The sequence below is a fragment of the Ulvibacterium sp. genome, assembly GCF_028285715.1.
Lineage (GTDB): Bacteria > Bacteroidota > Bacteroidia > Flavobacteriales > Flavobacteriaceae > Ulvibacterium.
The window spans coordinates 608,943-629,915 of sequence record NZ_JANQOO010000035.1 but is presented as its reverse complement, the minus strand read 5'-3'; the positions used below and the strand labels follow the sequence as shown (position 1 = coordinate 629,915).

At 42.0% G+C, this 20,973-nt stretch carries 16 protein-coding genes; 11 read left to right on the top strand and 5 right to left on the bottom strand.

Annotated features, from left to right (window positions below; all coding sequences use genetic code 11):
- Nucleotides 1–83: 83 nt before the first annotated feature.
- From Q0993_RS20685 to Q0993_RS20665, 5 genes are all read left to right on the top strand, one after another.
- Complete coding sequence (locus tag Q0993_RS20685; protein ID WP_299536978.1) at nucleotides 84–2,495, top strand: thiamine pyrophosphate-dependent enzyme; 2,412 nt, start codon at nucleotides 84–86, stop codon at nucleotides 2,493–2,495.
- 51 nt (nucleotides 2,496–2,546) lie between these two features.
- A complete protein-coding gene (locus Q0993_RS20680; protein WP_299536975.1) occupies nucleotides 2,547–3,743 on the top strand; it encodes an AraC family transcriptional regulator in 1,197 nt (398 codons plus the stop codon).
- 115 nt (nucleotides 3,744–3,858) lie between these two features.
- Nucleotides 3,859–4,356 (top strand): DoxX family protein, encoded by a 498-nt coding sequence (locus tag Q0993_RS20675; RefSeq protein ID WP_299536971.1) that lies wholly within the window; start codon nucleotides 3,859–3,861, stop codon nucleotides 4,354–4,356.
- A gap of 12 nt (nucleotides 4,357–4,368) precedes the next feature.
- Nucleotides 4,369–4,857: a hypothetical protein gene (locus Q0993_RS20670; RefSeq protein ID WP_299536966.1), complete on the top strand. Its 489-nt coding sequence runs from the start codon at nucleotides 4,369–4,371 to the stop codon at nucleotides 4,855–4,857.
- 12 nt (nucleotides 4,858–4,869) lie between these two features.
- Nucleotides 4,870–5,268: a hypothetical protein gene (locus tag Q0993_RS20665; protein ID WP_299536962.1), complete on the top strand. Its 399-nt coding sequence runs from the start codon at nucleotides 4,870–4,872 to the stop codon at nucleotides 5,266–5,268.
- Between the two features lie 29 nt (nucleotides 5,269–5,297).
- Here the strand turns inward: Q0993_RS20665 and Q0993_RS20660 are convergent, their stop codons facing one another.
- Complete coding sequence (locus Q0993_RS20660) at nucleotides 5,298–8,081, bottom strand: pitrilysin family protein (protein ID WP_299536958.1); 2,784 nt, start codon at nucleotides 8,079–8,081, stop codon at nucleotides 5,298–5,300.
- Nucleotides 8,082–8,243: 162 nt separating this feature from the next.
- Between Q0993_RS20660 and Q0993_RS20655 the strand changes: the two genes are divergently transcribed.
- On the top strand, nucleotides 8,244–10,493 hold the full coding sequence (locus tag Q0993_RS20655; RefSeq protein ID WP_299536953.1) for an aminotransferase class III-fold pyridoxal phosphate-dependent enzyme: 2,250 nt from the start codon (nucleotides 8,244–8,246) through the stop codon (nucleotides 10,491–10,493).
- A gap of 22 nt (nucleotides 10,494–10,515) precedes the next feature.
- Nucleotides 10,516–10,893, top strand: a complete 378-nt coding sequence (locus Q0993_RS20650) for a DoxX family protein (protein WP_299536951.1) — start codon at nucleotides 10,516–10,518, stop codon at nucleotides 10,891–10,893.
- 2 nt (nucleotides 10,894–10,895) lie between these two features.
- Here Q0993_RS20650 and holA read toward each other — a convergent pair whose 3' ends face one another.
- Nucleotides 10,896–11,897, bottom strand: a complete 1,002-nt coding sequence (gene holA / locus Q0993_RS20645; RefSeq protein WP_299536948.1) for a DNA polymerase III subunit delta — start codon at nucleotides 11,895–11,897, stop codon at nucleotides 10,896–10,898.
- 26 nt (nucleotides 11,898–11,923) lie between these two features.
- Between holA and Q0993_RS20640 the strand changes: the two genes are divergently transcribed.
- The 4 genes from Q0993_RS20640 to Q0993_RS20625 all read left to right on the top strand — a co-directional run bounded on the left by Q0993_RS20640 (nucleotide 11,924) and on the right by Q0993_RS20625 (nucleotide 17,081).
- The gene (locus Q0993_RS20640; RefSeq protein ID WP_299536946.1) at nucleotides 11,924–12,370 is read left to right on the top strand and encodes a type I restriction enzyme HsdR N-terminal domain-containing protein; all 447 of its coding nucleotides are present in this window, start codon (nucleotides 11,924–11,926) and stop codon (nucleotides 12,368–12,370) included.
- Between the two features lie 12 nt (nucleotides 12,371–12,382).
- Entirely contained in the window at nucleotides 12,383–13,384 is a 1,002-nt protein-coding gene (locus Q0993_RS20635; protein ID WP_299536944.1) for a glycosyltransferase family 2 protein, read from the top strand.
- Between the two features lie 99 nt (nucleotides 13,385–13,483).
- On the top strand, nucleotides 13,484–14,335 hold the full coding sequence (locus Q0993_RS20630) for an OmpA family protein (RefSeq protein WP_299536942.1): 852 nt from the start codon (nucleotides 13,484–13,486) through the stop codon (nucleotides 14,333–14,335).
- A gap of 178 nt (nucleotides 14,336–14,513) precedes the next feature.
- Complete coding sequence (locus Q0993_RS20625; protein ID WP_299536940.1) at nucleotides 14,514–17,081, top strand: zinc-dependent metalloprotease; 2,568 nt, start codon at nucleotides 14,514–14,516, stop codon at nucleotides 17,079–17,081.
- Between the two features lie 8 nt (nucleotides 17,082–17,089).
- Here the strand turns inward: Q0993_RS20625 and Q0993_RS20620 are convergent, their stop codons facing one another.
- The 3 genes from Q0993_RS20620 to Q0993_RS20610 are packed head-to-tail and all read right to left on the bottom strand — an operon-like array spanning nucleotide 17,090 to nucleotide 20,950.
- A complete protein-coding gene (locus tag Q0993_RS20620; RefSeq protein WP_299536937.1) occupies nucleotides 17,090–17,710 on the bottom strand; it encodes an L-threonylcarbamoyladenylate synthase in 621 nt (206 codons plus the stop codon).
- Between the two features lie 10 nt (nucleotides 17,711–17,720).
- A complete protein-coding gene (locus tag Q0993_RS20615) occupies nucleotides 17,721–18,593 on the bottom strand; it encodes a glycoside hydrolase family 16 protein (RefSeq protein ID WP_299536935.1) in 873 nt (290 codons plus the stop codon).
- Between the two features lie 29 nt (nucleotides 18,594–18,622).
- Nucleotides 18,623–20,950, bottom strand: a complete 2,328-nt coding sequence (locus Q0993_RS20610; RefSeq protein ID WP_299536933.1) for an ATP-dependent helicase — start codon at nucleotides 20,948–20,950, stop codon at nucleotides 18,623–18,625.
- Between the last annotated feature and the right edge of the window lie 23 nt (nucleotides 20,951–20,973).

The window sequence follows — 20,973 nt, the reverse complement described above, 5'->3', positions numbered from 1 at the left end:
TTGACAATATAGAAATAATTTAACTTTTGTAGAGTTGTAAAAATCTATCCTAATGGATATTTTTGCAAAAACTTTATTTGCCCATGGACCTATCCCCGAAAACCAGTACAGATATTTCATTTGAAGACTTTAGGGCACAGATTCTACATGATTATGAAATAGCGGTTTTGAGTAGGGAATGCAGTCTAATGGGACGTAAGGAAGTACTTACCGGGAAGGCAAAATTTGGGATTTTCAGTGATGGAAAGGAACTTCCGCAATTGGCAATGGCACGGTCCTTCAAAAATGGGGATTTTAGAAGTGGATATTACCGAGATCAGACGTTTATGATGGCCTTGGGCCTACTGACGCCCAAACAATTGTTTCATGGGCTTTATGCCACCACCGATATCGAAAAGGAACCCATGAGCGCAGGCCGGCAAATGGTGGGCCATTATATGACCAATAGTATAAATGAAGATGGCAGTTGGAGAAATCTTACCCGGCAAAAAAACAGTAGTGCCGATATATCGTGTACTGCAGGACAAATGCCCAGATTATTAGGTCTGGCGCAAGCTTCCAAAATGTATAGGCATCTAAAGAACCTGGATTCCGAGAAGTTTTCAAATAACGGCAATGAAGTAGCTTGGGGAACTATCGGCAATGCCAGTACCAGTGAAGGAATGTTTTTGGAGACCGTAAATGCCGGTGGCGTACTTCAAGTGCCTATGGTCATTAGTATTTGGGACGACGATTACGGCATTTCGGTACCTGCCAAATATCATGCGACCAAAGAGGACATTTCAAAAATGCTCATTGGATTCCAAAGGGACGAGGAACAAAAAGGATATGAGCTCATCAAAGTAAAAGGCTGGGACTATACGGCCCTGATGCATGCTTATGAAAACGCCTCGGACATCGCCAGGGAGGAACATGTTCCTGTTATCATCCACGTTGTGGAACTTACTCAGCCCCAAGGACATTCTACCTCAGGTTCCCATGAGCGTTATAAAAGCGAAACACGGCTGGAATGGGAAAGGGAAAACGACTGCAACAAACGTTTTAGGGAATGGGTTTTGGAAGCTGGCATTGCCGAGGATTCAGAACTTTTGGAATTGGAAAAATCAATCAAAAAAAAGGTTAGAATTGCAAAAAAAGAGGCCTGGGCCGAGTATTTGGAGCCACACAAGCAAATGAAAAGAACCTTGGTTCAACTTTTGGAAAATGCCGCTCAGAAAAGTCCGAACAAAAACTTCATCAACAAAATAAAAAACGATTTAATAGCGGTTGAAGAACCGATCAAAAAAGACCTTGCCCTCAATTCACGAAAGGCCTTGCGCTATCTGTTGGGTGAAAATACATCCGAAAAAAAAGCCCTGGTGTCCTGGGTGAATCGCTTTTTGGAAGAGACCCAACCCAAATATAGCTCGTTGTTATATAGCGAACTCCCAACCAGAGCTACTAAAATTCCAGGAGTCCGTCCCCAATATGATACCAACGCCAAAACCGTAGACGGAAGAGTGGTGCTCCGGGATAATTTTGACAAATTATTTGAGAAATACCCGGAAGCCCTGGTATTTGGGGAGGATAGCGGTAAGATAGGAGATGTAAACCAAGGATTGGAAGGACTCCAAAAGAAATACGGGGAATTACGGGTCGCCGATACCGGTATTCGAGAGACAACCATTATAGGACAGGGTATAGGAATGGCCCTAAGAGGGTTAAGACCGATTGCTGAAATTCAATACCTGGATTATATCTTTTATACCTTGGCTACCCTTACGGATGATTTGGCCAGCCTACTATACAGGACGTTTGGAAAGCAGAAAGCCCCTTTGATCGTAAGGACCCGAGGGCATCGGTTAGAAGGTATTTGGCATTCCGGCTCGCCTATGGGGGGGTTGATTCACGTCTTGCGAGGTATGTATATTCTTGCACCGCGTAATATGACCCAAGCGGCCGGGTTTTATAACACCTTGATGAGAAGCGATGAACCTGCCCTTATTATAGAAAGTCTAAACGGATACCGATTAAAAGAACCTATGCCCAATAACCTCGGGGATTTTTGCACACCTATCGGAAAAATCGAGACCCTAAGAAAAGGTAACGATATTACTATTCTGTCCTACGGGTCTACCCTACGGATTGTTGAAAAGGCGGCCCGGGAGCTTTCCGAAGTCGGTATCGATGTGGAAATTCTGGATGCCCAGACCTTATTGCCTTTTGATGTCAACGGGGATTCCGCTAAAAGCGTGCAAAAGACCAATAGGTTGTTGGTGGTGGATGAGGACGTTCCCGGAGGTTGTTCAGCTTATTTGGTTCAAGAAATAGTAGAGCGCCAAGGAGCTTATCGCTATTTGGATAGTGCTCCCCAAACCCTAACTGCAAAAGCCCATAGGCCTGCTTATGGAACCGATGGAGATTATTTTTCCAAACCCAATGCAGAGGATATTTTTGAAAAGGTTTACGAAATCCTTCATGAAGTGGATCCGACCAACTATCCAAAATTACGTTGACAAAGCGCGGATACGCTCGTTCAAGTTTTTTATATTTAGGAAAAAATTGAATTGACGTCCCTCGTTTTTCCAAGCTTCAATTTATATAGCACTCCCTTATTGGTCCTAGTAAGTCAAGGTCTATTATTTGGGGGGCTCCTGTTACATAGGTTCTATACCAAACGGCGTGTATCCGACCTTTTTTTAGCACTTTTGGTAATCATTACCTGTTATCATCGTACTACCTATACCATCGGATTTATGGATTGGTATGACACCTATCGGAACACCAAAATCAATTATTGGCTCATTTCCTTATCGCTCGCTATTGGACCCCTAATTTACTTTTATGTAAAATCTGTTACCACTTCCAATTTCAAATTTGGAAAAAAGGATGGGCTTCACTTTGTACCTGTAGCTATTTATGCCTTATACCGAATTTTCATTTTTGTATATGATGCCGGCCAAAGCGGATTCGACGAAAAACAAAATGGAATCCTTATGGAAAAATGGGCCATGGGTGCGGTAGGCAGTTTTGCGGAAGCCTTTAATGCCATACAGCAAATACTATATTTGGCCTTTTCTTTACAGTTGTATTTTGCCTATAGAAAGAAAATCAGGGACTATTTCTCCAATATCTATAAACTGGAGCTTAACTGGATTCGCAACTTCCTCTATATTTATTCGTTTCTTTTCCTTTACGGAATCTTGCAGCAGTTTATTATCCTTTCCGTTGTGGAACTGAGTTGGATCCAAAAATGGTGGTACCAATTCTTTTCGGCTCTTGCCGTAATATACATCGGCATTAAAGGATACTTTACGGATACTACCTCCCTGGAAGGTTTGGATTTTCAGTTTTTGGGAAGGTTGCATAAGAAAGAGACCTCGATCAAGGAAAGTATGGCTTATTCCAAATTGCAGCCTGTGGAGTTGGAAAATCTAAAAGAACGTTTGTCCAGTTTCATGAAGGCCCAGCGCCCTTACTTGAACCCTGACCTTAATCTTAAGGAAATGGCCCAAGATTTACAGATGTCCAGAGGGCAATTGTCCGAGGTAATTAATATTGGTTTCGGTAAAAATTTTAACGACTTCATCAACACGTATCGGATCAACTCGGTAAAAAACATGTTAAAGGAGGGGAAGCACGAAAAACTTTCTTTATTGGGGATAGCCTTTGAATGTGGTTTTAACAGCAAGGCTACCTTTAACCGGGTGTTCAAGAAATTCACCAATCACTCTCCCACCGAATTCTTGAAAAACTCAGTTTAAGCCGGAGTACTTTTTCAAGACGTCTCAAATCGTATTTGAGACCTAATTCGAACGATTTGAAACTTCGTTACTCCCCTTCTATCCCAAATTTGTATCGGAAACTAAAATATTCGATATGAAAGATACTATCAGAAGGATTATCATACCAAAACTTCAAAAGGACTGGATAGCCGATTTGTTATTCGCCATAATACGCTTTATCTGCGGAATGTTGCTTGCCTTGAGTTTTGGAGCGGATAAGTTTGGGATGCCCTGGACCCCGGAAGGACAAAACTTAAATCTCTTTGAAGTTTCCGCATGGTTCCCGGAGGATGTGGCATCTTACGGTGGTCTTTTCGCCATGGCACCGGTATTCTTTGCCTGGATGGGAGCCTTTAGCGAAGCTGTGGGAGGATTGTTTTTGGCTTTCGGATTAAAGACAAGGGTAGCCGCCTTCCTCATCATGCTTACTATGCTAACGGCCATTTTCATGCAAAAATGGGGGCAAGGGGTTTGGAGTATACTCCCGGCAATGGGTTTTCTATGGATTTCCGTTTACAATCTGTATTTGGGATCCGGCCGGTTTGGACTAGACTATCTACTTACCAGAAAACATGTCGTTCGTAATCCATAAAATTTAAAACCTATGAAAACGATACTACAATCCATTGTAGGCCTATTTTTTCTATCGACGGCAATTGCCCAAAATACGCTTTCGCCTTCCAACTTTGAATACCTCAATGCCAGTTCTTGGTCCGGCAATCTGATGTATATCAATTATTCGGATGGTAAGGAGGTAAACATCAGAACCACCCTAAAAATTTTTCTTAAAGATGACACAATTATACAAGAGATGGAATTTCCGGACGAACCGAAGGCCAATTATGTCAGTCGCATTAGGATTAAAAAAAATGGAACCTATTTCGGTAATGAAAAGGTAGAGGCCCTAGATTTCACAGAAGGTAAAATCACGAATCTTACCACAAGTTATCAAGGACGGGACAACAACAAAAAAGCGAACATCTATAAAACCTATATGTTTGGAGAACAGAACTTGTCCATCACCAAAACGGTAGTTTTCCAAAAGAGCGGAAAAAAACTCATACGCAATCGCTACACCTACAACAGACAATAAAATCCAAACCTTATGAAGACTTTTTTCAAACTCTCCTTCTTTCTTGTTATTATTTTAGGATGCCATTGGAGCTGCGTACAGGAGACACATCTAAAGACGGTGACCTTTAAGGTAAACATGAACAGTATGGAAAATGCCCAGGATGTTGGCCTAAGAGGTAATTTTACCTCCCCTCCATGGGAGATTACCCTTCCTATGGAAGACAGGGACCAAGACGGGATTTATGAGACGACGGTATCAAAATCCACCGCTCAGAACGAAGTTGAGTTCAAGTTTGTCAATTTCAACAATCAATATGAACTCAACTGTTCCGGGAATAGGGTGATTATTTTTGAATATAGACCGGAAACTTTGGTTTATGAGGCCACATTTAACGAAATGGATGGCCGGCAAGTACCAATACAACAATAAAGAGCCCTTAAATATATGAATAGACCGTGCTAATTCCTTAAGTCATTTACCGGGAGTTGGACCAAGGGATTTATTGGGTTTCCATCCGCATCGATTTCAATGATGGCGTCGAAACCCAATTCGTCCAATTCGTCAATAATCTTGGCCTTGTCCCCTACCATGAACCAATTAACGGCCTCGGGTCGTATTACTTCTTTGCTTACTTTATGGATGTCTCCCAAAGAGAGGCCTCTTACATTCTGATCGTACTTTTGGTAATAGTCATCCGGCAGGTCGTATTTGACCAATTGAGACATCGAATTATTCACGGCGCTATTGGTCTCCCATTGACCTGGCAATTTCAATACTTGATTGGTCTTTACTTTTTCCAACTCCTGTTGCGTGGCCGGTCTTGTTGAAATGAATTCAGAAATTTCCTTGCGCAGCTCGGTAACGGATTCTGCTGACTTGTCCGTTTGAACCGGAGCGTAAACGAGGAAAGGACGTTCTTCCTTATTAGACATCACAAGGCCTCCGGCACCGTAGGCCCAATGCTTGTCTTCCCTTAAATTCATATTGATACGCGAGGTGAAATCCCCACCCAAAATACTGACCATTTGCTCCAAAGCAATTTCGGATATTGCACCATACTTATGTGTCAGATGGCCGGCGAGGATAAAGGATTGTTGTGATTCTGATCTGTTGATCAGATACAAGGTATTTTTAGAATTGACTTTAGGAGCGTTAAAGGTCACGGAAGGCACTTCGGATTTTTTCCATTTTCCCAGTAATTTTTCCAGTTTGGATTTTAAAACCTTCATATCCACATCTCCGGTGACTACCAATGTGGCATTATTTGGCCTTATCCAGGTTTTATAGAATTTCAACGCATCATCCCTAGTAAGTTCGGCTACGGTTTTCTCATAACCCGTACCGGTATATGGATTACTGTAGGGATGACCTTCACCGTACAGATACTTATTCATAACGCGCAACGCCACAGCAATAGGTTGGGATTTTTCGTTTTTTATAGTATTGATCTGTTCAGTTTTAAGCCGATTAAATTCCTTTTCTGGAAAAGCAGGATTAAGTATCACATCGGCAAAGAGGTCCAAACTCGCATCCAGGCTCTGTTTAAGTGTGTTTAGATAGACGTTGGAATTGTCTTGACTGGAATAGGTGTACATATTAGCTCCCAAAAGTTGGAGCTGCTCATTGATTTCAAGGGAACTCAATTCCTCAGTTCCTTCATCCATTAAGTTCATGGCCAATTCCGCTGTTCCGGGACTGGAGAGATAATCGGTTTTATAACCGGCATCCATCATAAGGTTCATTATTACGGTAGGAACGCCTTCCCTTCTAGCCAAAACAATGTTCAACCCATTTGAAAGTTGGGCCCGCTCCAGTTCCGGGAATTTAGAATTCTTTTGGGGGGCTAATTCCGGTAATTTGGAGCGATCAACATCGGTCTCCTGCACCGTATAATCCGGAAAGGGATTACATACAAGGGTATGCTTTCCCCGGCGGAGCCATTTTTGTGCGGTAGACTTTATATCTTCTGTGGTAGCTTCCTCAACATATTTCAATACGGTCTTGTAATAGGACGCGTTCTCGAAATAGGTTTGATTGGAAGCCAATCTATCCGACACTCCGCCAAAACCTCCGATGCGTTCCAGCCCTTTTATGAATCTGGCAAAATAGGCAGCCTTTACCCGTTTTAATTCCAATTCCGTCGGACCATTTTGAATAAGATTTTCAATTTCGGATTGAAAGACTTCCTTTACTTTATCAGGATCTTCACCGGGTTTAACATTTACCCATGTAACAAAGTTACTTGCTATTTCCTTGGAGGACTGATACGATACCACTGAGCTCGCCGTTTGATCCTCATAAACCAATTTTTTGTACAGTCTGGAATTTTTCCCTCCGGTCAAAATAGCGGATATCAAGTCGAAATGAGTGTCTTCCCTATGTCCGTACTGTGGTGTATTCCATGCAAGCAGAATACGGGTTTCCGGAACCCTGTCCTCATAGACCTGATAGGTATCGCTGTCAAGAACGGGGATATTGATCTCAGGGCGAACAATTGTTGGACCCGATGGAATGGCCCCGAAATACTTCAATACTTTTTTATAAACCTCATCTGGTTTTATGTCCCCCGCTATAGCTATAACCGCATTGGCCGCACCATAATAGGATTTAAACCACTCCTGGACATCTTCAAGGGTAACCGTATCCAAATCCTCCATTTCACCTATTACGGTCCATGAGTATGGATGTCCTTTGGGATACAAGGCCTTAGTAAGCAATTCTCCCTGCCTTCCATAGGGCTGATTTTCTCCTTGTCTCTTCTCATTCTTTACTACCCCGAGTTGTTCGTCCAATTTATCCTGGTCAATGGCACCTAAAAGATAGCCCATACGATCGGATTCCAGGAATAGCACTTGATCAAGGGCAGAAACGGGAACATTCTGAAAATAGTTGGTCCTGTCAGAATTTGTGGTCCCGTTTAAATCAGTAGCTCCAATACGTTCCAAAGCCTGAAAATAATCATCATTGAAATTCTCGCTCCCGTTAAACATAAGATGCTCAAATAAATGGGCAAAGCCGCTTTTTCCATGTTTTTCGTTCTTGGATCCCACATGGTACCAGACATTTACAGCCACTATCGGTGCCTTATGGTCTTCATGCACCAATAGGGTTAGTCCATTGGGTAGTATAAACTTTTGATGAGGAATATCTATTTCACTTGCCTTAAATTCCGTATTCTGGGATTGAAGGCCTTGTAACGATACAAACAAAAGGACAAACAAAAAGTGAAGCGATTTTTTCATGATTGATGATTTAAGAAACTTTAACTAATGCCAATAGTAAATATACCATTTAACGGCCAGGAGCACAATTTTTTATGATTTATCTACGTCTGCCAAGAAATGGTTTTTTATCCATAACAAAAAATGCGATGCCTATCTTTGCTATATAAAAATCTTCTACCATTGAAAAGGATCCTCTCTGAATACTACGGTCTAAATCAAGTAAAATTGACACCGCTGGAGGGGTATGATAGCGTGAATTTCAAAGTCGAGAAAAAAAACAAAATCTACGTCCTAAAACAATACCCCTATTCAGATGCTAACCAAGAGTTGCTCCGCGCCGAAAACCACATACTGGAAAGTGTATCAAAATTAGAAGGCTATGACTTCCCTAAAACGATCAAAACGGTAACTCAAAAAAAGCTTATTGTAAAGGGAGAAAAGGTTTTCCGCTTGCTGAGTTATGTGGAAGGCGATTTTTTGGGCAACGTTCAACATACTCCCAAGTTTTTAAAATCCTTTGGGGAATTCTTGGGAAAAATGGACAGGTCATTGTTTGGAGCATATGAAGTTGCACTTTCGGCCAAAGAAACGCCATGGGACCTGAAGTATTTCATGGCCAACGAAAAACACCTAAAATTCATTCCCAAAGCTAGAGATCGGAGCTTGGTGGATTATTTTTTCCTCCAGTTTCTTGAGAATGTCTCCCCCATCGCATATGAGTTGCGAAAAAGCATTATTCATAACGATGCCAATGACTGGAACGTGCTTTCCAAGAATGGCATGGTTTCCGGTATCATTGACTTTGGGGATATGTGCCACTCCTGGACGGTAAACGAAATTGCAGTGGCCATTACCTATGTAATGATGGAGAAGGAGAATCCCTTGGAAGTGGCTTCCCAAGTCATTAAAGGCTATCACGAAGTTTTTCCATTGGAAATAAGGGAACTGGATATATTGTACTATTTGGTAGCCGCCCGTTTGTGTACCAGCGTTTGTAATTCAGCATACGCCAAAACGTTAAAACCGGAATCCGAATATATCACCATAAGCGAAAAACCGGCATGGCTACTATTGCGAAAATGGTTAAGCATAAATCCGATTAAATGCAGGGACACATTTCGTCTTGCGGCCGGTTATCCGAAGACCGATAAACCAAGACCCCAGGAGCAGCTAAAACAGAGGGATTCAAATTTGGGCAAGGCACTTTCCCTAAGTTACAGCAACCCCATCCAGATGAGGCGTTCCGCATTTCAATATATGTATGATAGTCAAGGAAATACCATTTTGGATGCCTACAACAATATTATGTTGGCGGGGCACTGTCATCCAAAGGTAGTCAGGGCAGGCAGGGAGACCATGGCAAGATTAAATACCAATACACGCTACCTGTATCAAGAAATTTTGGCGTATAGTGAAAAACTATTGTCCAGATTTCCAAAAAACTTGAACAAGGTCTTTTTTGTCAACTCGGGAAGCGCGGCCACAGACTTGGCCATCCGAATGGCTTTGGCTCATTCTAAAAAGAGGAAAATAATGGTCTTGGAACATGGTTATCATGGAAATACAAGGATTGGAACGGATATAAGCCATTATAAATACACTAAAGGAGATGACCTTGGGAAACAGCGCTATATAGTAGAAGCTCCAATGCCCAAGGTTTTTGGTTCGGGGTTAAAGGACGATGGTACCGCAGGCCAGTACTTTGCCAGGGAGACCATTTCCAGATTGGAAAAAGCCACAGGTCAGGTAGCCGCCTTCATAGCCGAACCCATATTGGGCTGTGGTGGGCAGGTACCCTTGGCCAAAGGCTATCTCAAGGAAGTATATCCCAAAATACGGGATCAGGGCGGTATTTGTATTAGTGACGAGGTACAGGTAGGTTTTGGTCGTTTGGGAGATTACTTTTGGGGTTATGAAATGAATGGGGTGGTACCGGATATGGTAGTCTTGGGCAAACCCATGGGCAATGGACACCCCATAGGCGCAGTAGTCACTACTACGGAAATTTCGGAAAGTTTTGCAAAAGGCCCTGAATTTTTCAGCTCGTTTGGCGGCAATCCGGTTTCCTGTGCCATAGGGAATGCCGTATTGGAAGTAATCCTCGAGGAAGGACTACAGGAACATGCCCAAAAGGTAGGGAATCATTTGGAATCACTTTTAATTGAGTTGCAACAAGAATTTATGGAGGTTGCCGATGTACGGGGGAAAGGTCTTTTTTTGGGTGTAGAAATATTGGATACAAAAGGAAATCCCAATACTATTCTGGCCCATAAAATTAAGGACGGGCTAAGGGAAAACCATATCTTGATTGGGACCGATGGGCCGCATGACAACGTTTTAAAAATAAAGCCTCCATTATCCTTTTCCAAAGATGATGCCGACCTACTGGCTCACCATTTGCGGAAAATACTTCATGATTTACTAAATTAGCCCTACTCTAAATCATTACCTTATGAAAAATGCCATTTTCAACGATTTGGGCTTGGCCCTACTTCGCATTGGTGCATCTGCATTGCTTTTGACCCATGGTTTTCCCAAATTTCAAAAACTTATATCCGGTAATTTAGAGTTTGGGGACCCTATTGGTATAGGGGCTGCCCCTACTCTTTTTCTGGCCGTGCTAGCTGAATTTATCTGTCCTATTCTAATTATATTGGGTTATAAAACCAGATGGGCCGCTGTATTTCCCGCGGTGACCATGGTAGTTGCCGCATTTATTGTCCATGCCCAAGATGCCATGGATGTAAAGGAAAAAGCCTTGTTATTTTTAATGGCTTTTGTATGCATAAGCCTATTGGGACCTGGGAAGTACAGTATTGACAAAAAATAGGGTCAAATAATCTTGACCAATAACTCCTTTAAAAGATCGGATTGCGAAATGCCATAGGCTCCCACTCCTTTTCCCTTAAGATCCATCTCCCTTAAGGATGATACAATACGACTGACTTTTTTCATTGGATAATTTTTCGCGGCAATACGAAATTCATCAACAAAGTAAGGGTTTATCCTCAAGGCACTGGCCACATTTTTTGGGGAATGATCATTAAGACCATGGTACTGTAATAATTGTGAAAAAAAGGAATGCAACAAGGTCACGGTTAGTACAAATGGATTGTCCTTGGGGTTCTGGGAAAAATAATGCACAATTTTAGTCGCTTTAAGGATATCGCGTTCCCCTATGGCCTTCTTAAGCTCAAAATTGTTATAATCCTTGCTTATACCAATATGTCTTTCGACAGTTTCCGGGGTTATTTCTTTCTCTTTGGGTAAAATTAATTGGAGCTTTTCCAATTCCTTACTTATCCTACTTAAATCGGTTCCAAGAAATTCCACCAATAAACTAGCTGCTTTATGGGAAATATGATAGCCTTTGCCCAAAAGTACTTTTCGAATCCAGTCGGATACTTGGTTGTCATATAATTTTTTGCTTTCAAACAGCACTCCTGTTTTGCGAATGGACTTATACAATTTCTTGCGCTTGTCCAATTTTTTATACTTATAGCAAATGACCAAAACGGTGGTGGGTTGGGGATTATCCGCGTATCCCGTTAGTTGTTCAATAGTTCTTGAAAGGTGCTGTGCTTCCTTAACAATAACTACCTGTCGTTCGGACATCATGGGGTATCGTTTTGCGTTTGCAATGACATCGTCTATGGTAACATCCTTTCCATATAACACTACCTGATTAAAACCCCGTTCTTCCTCGGTGAGTACCTCTTTTTCTATAAATTCGGCAATTCTATCTACATAGTAGGGTTCTTCGCCTGATAAGAAGTATATAGGTTTTAGGAATCCTTTACGTATGTCGGCGACAATTTGCCTTACTTCATCCATTCAAAAAAAAGCATCAAATTTGCAGTATGCAGAAACTATCCTTTCCCACTTATGATTTCCGCTTTAAAAGTAGGGAAAATAAGATTTGTATTTTTGATGAAATACGTAAAAAGTTTGTGGTCCTACTACCGGAAGAATGGGTAAGGCAACATGTTGTCCAGTACCTTATGCTGCAAAAAGGATATCCAAAGAGTCTCATCAATGTGGAAAAACAATTGACTATCAACTCCATCAAAAAAAGATACGATGTGGTGGCTTTCAAAAAGGATGGAAGCATCCACACCCTTGTAGAATGCAAAGCTCCCAATGTAAAGATTACGCAACATACCTTTGATCAAATTGCAAGATATAATATGAAGCTAAATGCGGACTACTTGATGGTCACCAATGGAATGGAGCATTTTTATTGCAAAATGGACTATGAAGCGGAAAAATACCACTTTCTAGAGCATATTCCTGATTTTAGCCGTTAATTTGCGGTCGATTTGAAAATAGCTGTTGTCATACTAAATTGGAACGGGGAGGCTTTATTGGAAAGATACCTGCCCACAGTTGTGGAACATTCCGAAATAGCCGATGTATATCTGGCCGACAATGCCTCCACGGATGATTCCGTCACCTTGGTCCGTACAAATTTCCCTACTGTTAAAATCATACAAAACACTTCCAATGGAGGGTTTTCCAAAGGGTATAACGATGCCCTAAAAAAAGTTGACGCGGATATATATTGCCTTTTGAATTCGGACGTCGAAGTTTCGGAAAGCTGGTTAGATGCCATAATCGAAGAGTTTAAGAATCTTCCCGAGGCCGCCATAATACAGCCAAAAATTCTGGACCTATTACGACGGGATTATTTTGAATATGCAGGAGCTGCCGGAGGTTTTATAGATCAATTGGGATATCCCTTTTGCAGGGGAAGGATCTTTCAGGCATTGGAAAAAGACGAAGGGCAATATGACCGGACCACAGAAATCTTTTGGGCCACCGGTGCCTGTATGTTCATTAAAAGTAAAGTCTATTGGGAATTAGGTGGGTTTGATGAAGATTATTTTGCGCATCAGGAAGAAGTAGATCTATGCTGGAGGGCAAAAAACAAAGGGCATAAGGTATATTACGTCGGTGCATCCAAGGTTTATCATTTAGGCGGTTCCACCTTAAGCAATATGAACCCGAAAAAGACCTATCTTAATTTTAGAAACTCCTTATTTTCAATAACCAAGAACCTCCCTAGAAGGAAGGCATTCTTGATTATCGGTGTCCGATTGTTACTGGATGGCGTCGCGGCAGTCCGATTTATTTTTCAGTTTAGATTTCAACATTGTTTGGCTATCTTGCGGGCGCATCTTAGTTTTTATAGAAATTTTGGGAGAATTTACAGAAAAAGGGAAAAAGCTAATTTTATACTAAAGTATTACGTCACAAAATCCATAGTGTGGTCCTATTTCGTACATCAAATAAAGAAATTTAACATTTTAGTAAAAGATTAACGAATAAGAAATTTTGAGGTTTCCCATTGTTATCTAATTTTGCGGCCAGACCAATACATTCAAAACAAATAACAAACATTAATAATAGAATCCGTAATTATGAAGAGAATAATCTTAGGTTGTTTAGGAGTAGCACTATTGCTATCGTCCTGTGTATCACAGAAAAAATTTGCAGATCTTGAAGCCAAACACAAGGAAGCTCAGGATTTATTGAATTCGGCAACGGTAAAGTTGAACGACTGTTTGGAAGAGAAGGCCACAGCCGCTTCCAAAATGAAAACTTTGGAAGATCAAAATGCCTTCCTTAAAGCGAACAATCAGGAACTGATCAACAATATGGGCAACTTGACCACCTTGACCACCAAAGGTGCCGAGAACCTGGAAAAATCCCTGGAAAGCCTAAAGGAGAAAGATCTTACCATCCGTAAACTGCAGGATGCCATCACAAGAAGGGATTCCGTAAACTTGTCATTGGTACAAAGCCTTAAGGGAGTACTCGGAAATTTGGATGACGAAGATATAGAGATAAGTGTTGAAAAAGGAGTTGTTTTTGTTTCCATTTCTGACAAACTACTTTTTAGCAGTGGAAGTTATAATGTAACCCGACGGGCAAAAGAAGTTTTGGGAAAGGTGGCCATGGTAGTGAACAACAAGCCTGATTTTGAATTTATGGTAGAAGGTCATACGGATGATGTTCCTTACAGAAGTGGGGTATTGTTGGATAACTGGGATTTGAGCGTTAAGCGGGCCACAGCCGTTGTGCGCATCCTGCAAAATGATTACAACGTTGATCCCAAGAGGATGACCGCGGCCGGTAGAGCTGAATTCATCCCAGTTTCACAAACTGAGAAATCCAAAAACAGAAGGACCCGCATAGTGGTTCTTCCGAAAATCGATCAATTCTATAGTATGATCGAAGAGGGTATGAAAGACCCGGCGATCAATAACTAGACAGTATATAGTAAGCCTAAAAACCGCAACAGGAGTGTTGCGGTTTTTTTATACCCCAACCTTTACGCAATTTCAGAATGACGGTCCCATTATTATTTTGTACTACCTTTGTTGAAGATAGTCCAAGCCAACAACCACAAAAGAATACTATATTTTCGTTTAAAACGTTAGCTTTCGTATGAGGTTATTTTTTGGACTAGTAGGGGCATTATTAGTTGTTAGTTCCTGTAATTTCCTGAGGCCGGTAACGGCAAACAATAAAAAGATTTCTTCCAAGCCCGGCTCATCTCCAAGTTCCAAGACACTAGATAAGGTTATTCTAAAAGAGGGAAAGACGCAGCAAGGGCTTTTTTCGGTTCATCAACTAGGGGATAAATTCTATTTTGGAATTCCCGATAGCATTCTACAAAGGGAAATATTGGTCGTGACTCGTTTCATTAAGACCCCTGCCGGTTCCAAAAGTTATGGAGGGGAAAAGATTGGACAAAAAACTATTCTTTGGGAAAAAGGACCCTCCAAAAATATTTTCCTTCGTATCGCCACCTTGGTAAGTGTAGCCAGTGAGACTGACGAGATTTCAAGGGCCGTAAACAATTCCACGATTACGCCCATTTTGGAAACTTTTGAAATTAAGGGTCGTGATGAAAAAAGGAAATCCTCGCTTATTGAAGTTACCGATTTTATAAATAGTGAAAACAACCTGCTAGCACTTAACAGTACACAAAAGGAATCCTTTAAACTTACTTCATTGGAAAAGGACAAATCCTATATTTTGGGGATTAAGTCCTTTCCAATAAATACGGAAATACAATCGGTTAAGACCTATAAGGCAAAATCGAGCAAGGGCAAATCAAAAAAAATGTTACCGGCAGCAGCCTTGTCGGGAGTAGTTACCCTGGAAATAAACAACTCCTTCATTTTGTTGCCCAAGACACCTATGAAAAAGCGATTTTACGACCCCAGGGTAGGGTATTTTGCCAGCTCTTATTTGGAATATGGGGATGAACAGCAGAAGGTAGACCGTAATACCTATATCCACAGATGGCGACTGGAACCCAGATCCGAGGATAGGGAAAAATGGGAAAGCGGTGAATTGGTAGAACCTAAAAAACCCATTGTTTTTTATTTAGATCCCGCTACGCCAAAAAAGTGGAGACCCTATCTTATCAAAGGAATCAACGATTGGCAAAATGCTTTTGAACAGGCCGGGTTCAAGAATGCCATTATTGGTAAGGAGTGGCCCAAGGATAACAACGAAATGAGTTTGGAAGACGCAAGATTTTCTGTTCTACGCTACTTTGCCTCACCTTTTAAGAATGCTTATGGTCCCAATATAGCAGATCCCAGAAGCGGTGAAATCTTGGAAAGTCATATCGGCTGGTATCATAATCTAATGAAGCTACTTCATAATTGGTATATGGTACAAGCCGGCGCCGTCGATCCAAGAGCTCAAAAAATGGAATTTGATACGAATCTAATGGGCGAACTTATTCGTTTTGTGGCCTCCCATGAGGTTGGCCATACATTAGGACTTCGGCATAATATGGCCGCCAGTTACGCCACTCCTGTGGAAAAATTGAGGGATGCGAAATGGCTCAAGAAAAATGGCCATACGAGTTCCATCATGGATTATGCCCGTTTTAACTATGTGGCGCAACCACAGGATAGCGTTCATCCGAAAGACCTAATGCCCCGAATAGGGGATTATGATAAATGGGCCATTCAATGGGGTTATGGCCACGTTCCCAATAATTTGGATGCCGACGAAAGGGATATCCTTAATCAATGGGTAATAGATAGCGTTGGTTCCAATGCAAGATTGTGGTTCGGAGGCGAAGGTAGGGATTTTGACCCCAGGTCCCAGACGGAAGACTTAGGAGATGATGCCATGGTAGCAAGTAACTATGGAATTATGAACCTACAACGTATTGTTCCTTTTTTGACCGAATGGACCAAGGAGAAAAGCAGTGACGACTATTCTGGATTGGATGAGGTTTACCAAGGCGTAATAAAGCAGTACGAAAACTATCTTTTTCATGTTGCCAAAAACATTGGTGGCATCTATGTAACCCCAAAGACGGTAGGCGAGCAAGGTGATGTGTATTGCCCGGTTACAAAACAATCCCAAAAAGAAGCTTTGGCCTTCTTGAACAATCATATCTTTAAGGAACCCAAATGGTTGATCAACAACGAAATTCTGAACAAAACGTTTTCCCCCCAATCCAAAGAATCCATTACAAAGACCATGGAGAGTGTTGTCATGAACCTGCTGGGCGGTAGTAGAATGAGTAGAATGACCTTTATTGCAGAAAGGTATGAGGATGAGGATGTGTATACACCTGAGGAATATCTGGATGATTTGTATCAACTGGTTTGGGGAGACATGAACGTTTTTTATTCTACGGACGCTTACCGAAGAAAATTGCAAAAGGCCTATGTCGCCAACATGATAACATTGTATAAACCCAGTGAGGCGGAAGGTATCGTTGAAGGCATTCTTGCCAAACTTTCCGAGGGATATACCACAAATACCGATGTACGTTCATTGGCTCTGGACAATCTTACCATGTTGCAGCAAAAGATAAAAGGCACCATCCCCGTAATTACCCATAGAATGACCAAGGCGCACCTAAACTATTTAAAAAAGGAGATAGAGGAGGTTATTGGGGAAACCAGAGATTCAGAGCATCTTTATATCCCGGCCAACCCGGATCTGTCCATCGAACAGGAAGACGGAGAAGAATAGTTATAGGTTCAAAAAATATCAGGGTCCCCCTTCCCTTCCCGCAAAAGGATAGGTTCTCCTTGCGACAGGTCGATTACGGTGGAGGCCACATTACCGCCGTATCCTCCGTCAATCACCAGATCTACTTTATTTTGCCATTTTTCGAATATCAATTCAGGGTCCGTGGTATATTCCAAAACTTCGTCCTCATCATAAATTGAAGTAGAAACAATGGGATTCCCCAAACCGTCTACCAAAGCTTTGGCAATGGCATTGTCCGGCACCCGTATCCCAACCGTCTTTTTCTTTTTAAAATCCTTGGGCAGATTATTATTACCGGGTAATACAAAAGTATATGGACCCGGAAGTGCCCGTTTCAGAATTTTAAAGGTGGCGGTATCAATTTGCCGGACATAGTCCGAAAGATTGCTCAGGTCAGCACACACAAAGGACCAATTGGCTTTGGCCAACTTAACCCCTTTTATCCAAGCAATCTTTTCTAAAGCCTTGGAATTGGCAATGTCACAACCCAAGCTGTATACAGTATCTGTTGGATAAATAATCAACCCTCCTTTCCGGAGAATGCCTACGGCATTTTCAACCTCTCTGGGATTGGGGTTGTCCTCGTATATCTTTATAAATAAGGCCATAGGAGACTATCTATTGCACTTGGTAGACACGGACAAAATCTACCTCCATCACAGCTGGAAAAATATCGTTATCCACTCCTTCCAGTCCACCCCAAGTACCTCCTACTGCAATATTCATTAAAAAATAAAAGGGTTTGTTAAATGGCCAGTTCTCGGCGGTTGTGGGAGACGGTCTTATAAAATTCAATTGTACGTTTTCCGGATCGTCTATATAGAACTTCAAATATCTATCCGTCCAAAGGAGTCCATAAATATGGAATTCTTCCTCAATGGTGTTTAGATCAATGGGGCCGGAGGTGATTTGTGTGCCGTTCACATGGTTGTTTGCCGTGCTATGGATGGAAAAATGCACCGTATTGGGGTCATAACTTACGTACTCCATAATATCGATTTCCCCACAAGCCGGCCAGCCGACATTTTCAATGTTCGAACCCAGCATCCACAATGCAGGCCATAATCCATTGCCCCTATGGTCCGGTAGTTTTGCCCTGATTTCTATTTTCCCGTATCTAAACGATTCCCTGCTATTAAGCCTAGTAGAGGAGTAATTGGACGATCCGCCCTCCTCTTTTTTGGCGATAATCTTTAGGGTACCATCGCTCACTTCAACGTTGTCATTTTCAATGTAATTTTGAAGCTCATTGTTGCCCCACCCATGGGACCCTGTCTCAAAGATCCAGTCCTCATCGGATAAGCCCGTTCCTTCAAATTCATCGCTCCAAATCAATTGGGCATCGTCCCAATAATCAGGTGCAAAGACGTCCCTTAACTCGGATGAGGTCTCATTTTCGACCTCCTGAATTTCTTGACCAGAAGCACTATCCTTTCCACAACCCATAAGGAATAAGCTTATAAGGACCGATAGTAAATACGTGTTTGGCATATTTTCTTTGATTTTCATTGGCTCCAACATCAAGATAGTATTTCTAGTTTGGCAAAACGAAGTAAAAGCTTCTTTATATCGCCTTTTTCGAATTGGATTTCAGCTTTTTTGTCGTTGCCCAAGCCCTCTATTTTCAAAACCTTGCCCTTCCCAAATCGCGTATGGTTTACAAGCGCACCTTCTGTCAAATTTAAATCCGCCGCATTTGCGTTGCCCACAGGTACGGCCAGTTGTGGCTTTAGCTTTCGCAATTTTCGAAGCTGATTTTCATTGGGTCTACGGGTATTTGGTGGTTTGCCGTTTACGGGTTTGGACTGTCGTAACCTGCTCTTGTCCACTTCCCCAAAAATGGCATTGTCCACCAAAGGTTTAAAACGATAGGTATTCTCTATAGGGGTCAGGTTTTCTATGTATTCTTCATCAATCTCCTCCAAAAACCTACTGGGCTCCGCATCGATTAGTTTTCCCCATCGGTATCTGTTCTGGGTATAAGTTAAGTATGCCTGTTTTTCCGCGCGTGTCAGGGCCACGTAGAATAAACGCCGTTCCTCCTCCAGTTCGCTTCGTGTATTCATACTCATGGCAGAGGGAAAGAGATCCTCTTCCATCCCCACAATATAGACATAGGGAAATTCCAGTCCTTTGGCCAAGTGAATGGTCATGAGAGCTACGCGATCATCATCCCCGGTATCCTGATCTAAATCCGTGGCCAGGGCAACGTCCTCTAAAAATTCGGTAAGATCCCCCTTGGCATCCGCCAACTCCTTTTGGCCTTCCACAAAGTCCTTTACACCGTTCAATAATTCCTCAATATTCTCCATCCGGGCGATACCTTCCGGGGTACCATCTTTTTTGAATTCGAGTAATATCCCCGTTTTCTTGGCAACGTGTTCCGCAAGGGTAAAGGCGTCCGAACTCTCGTTCATAATCTGGAAGCTCTTGATCATGTTTGCAAAATCCTCCAGTTTCCTTTTTGTGCCTGCATTGATTTTCAAATCGATATTATCAAGATTCTCGATTACCTCAAAAATAGAGCGCCCGTAGTGGTTGGCCGCAACGGTCAACCTATCCAAAGTGGTCTGCCCGATACCCCTCGCCGGAAAATTGATTACCCGTTTTAGCGCCTCTTCATCCTTGGGATTTATCACTAGTCGGAGGTAGGAAAGAACGTCTTTGATTTCCTTTCGCTGGTAAAAGGAAAGTCCTCCATAAATTCTATAAGGCATGTCCTTTTTTCGCAGCGCATCTTCAATGGCGCGGGACTGGCTATTGGTTCTGTAGAGTACGGCAAAGTTACCATTGGGCAATTGTTCCTGCATTTTATTCTCAAAAATGGAACTTGCCACGTACCTACCCTCTTCGGCATCCGTAATACTTCGATGAACTTTTAGGGTAGCACCTTCATCATTGGCTGTCCATACCACCTTTTCCAGTTGATTTTTATTCTTGGCTATAATGGAGTTGGCGGCATTGACAATATTTTTTGTGCTTCGGTAATTTTGTTCCAATCGGTATACGGCCACCTCATCATAGTCCCTTTGAAAATTTAGAATATTGCTGATATTGGCTCCTCGAAAGGAATAAATGCTCTGTGCATCATCCCCGACTACACAAATATTTTGATAGCGGTCGGAAAGGGCTTTTACAATGAGATACTGGGAATGATTGGTATCCTGATACTCGTCCACCAGAATATATCGAAATCGATCCTGATATTTTAATAGTACCTCAGGAAATCTATTTAACAGCTCATTGGTGCGCAGCAGCAAATCGTCAAAGTCCATAGCGCCGGCCTTGAAGCAGCGGTCTACATAGTTCTGATAAATCTCTCCTAACCTCGGTCTTTTGGCCATGGCATCGGCTTCTTGTAATTCAGGGTTCTGGAAATAGGCCTTTACCGTAATTAGGCTATTTTTATACGAGGATATCCTATTCTGTATCTGCTTATACTTATAAACATCCTTGTCCAACCCCATTTCCTTTATAATCGACGCAATCAACCGCTGGGAATCCTGGGTATCATAAATGGTAAAATTGCTGGGATAGCCCAGTTTATCACCGTCAAAACGTAATAATTTTGCGAAAACGGAATGAAAGGTACCCATCCAAAGATTCTTGGCCTCGGAATTACCCACAATTTGGGAAATTCGTTTTTTCATTTCCCGTGCCGCCTTATTGGTAAAGGTAAGGGCCAAAATATTGAAGGCATCCACACCCTGCCCCATCAAATGCGCTATTCGGTAGGTTAAGACCCGTGTCTTTCCCGATCCTGCCCCGGCAATGACCATAAGTGGGCCATCCTTGTGCAGAACAGGGGCCTTTTGCGCTTCATTAAGTTCATCTAAAAACGTCTTCAAAAGCTATGGCGATTTAAGTAGGT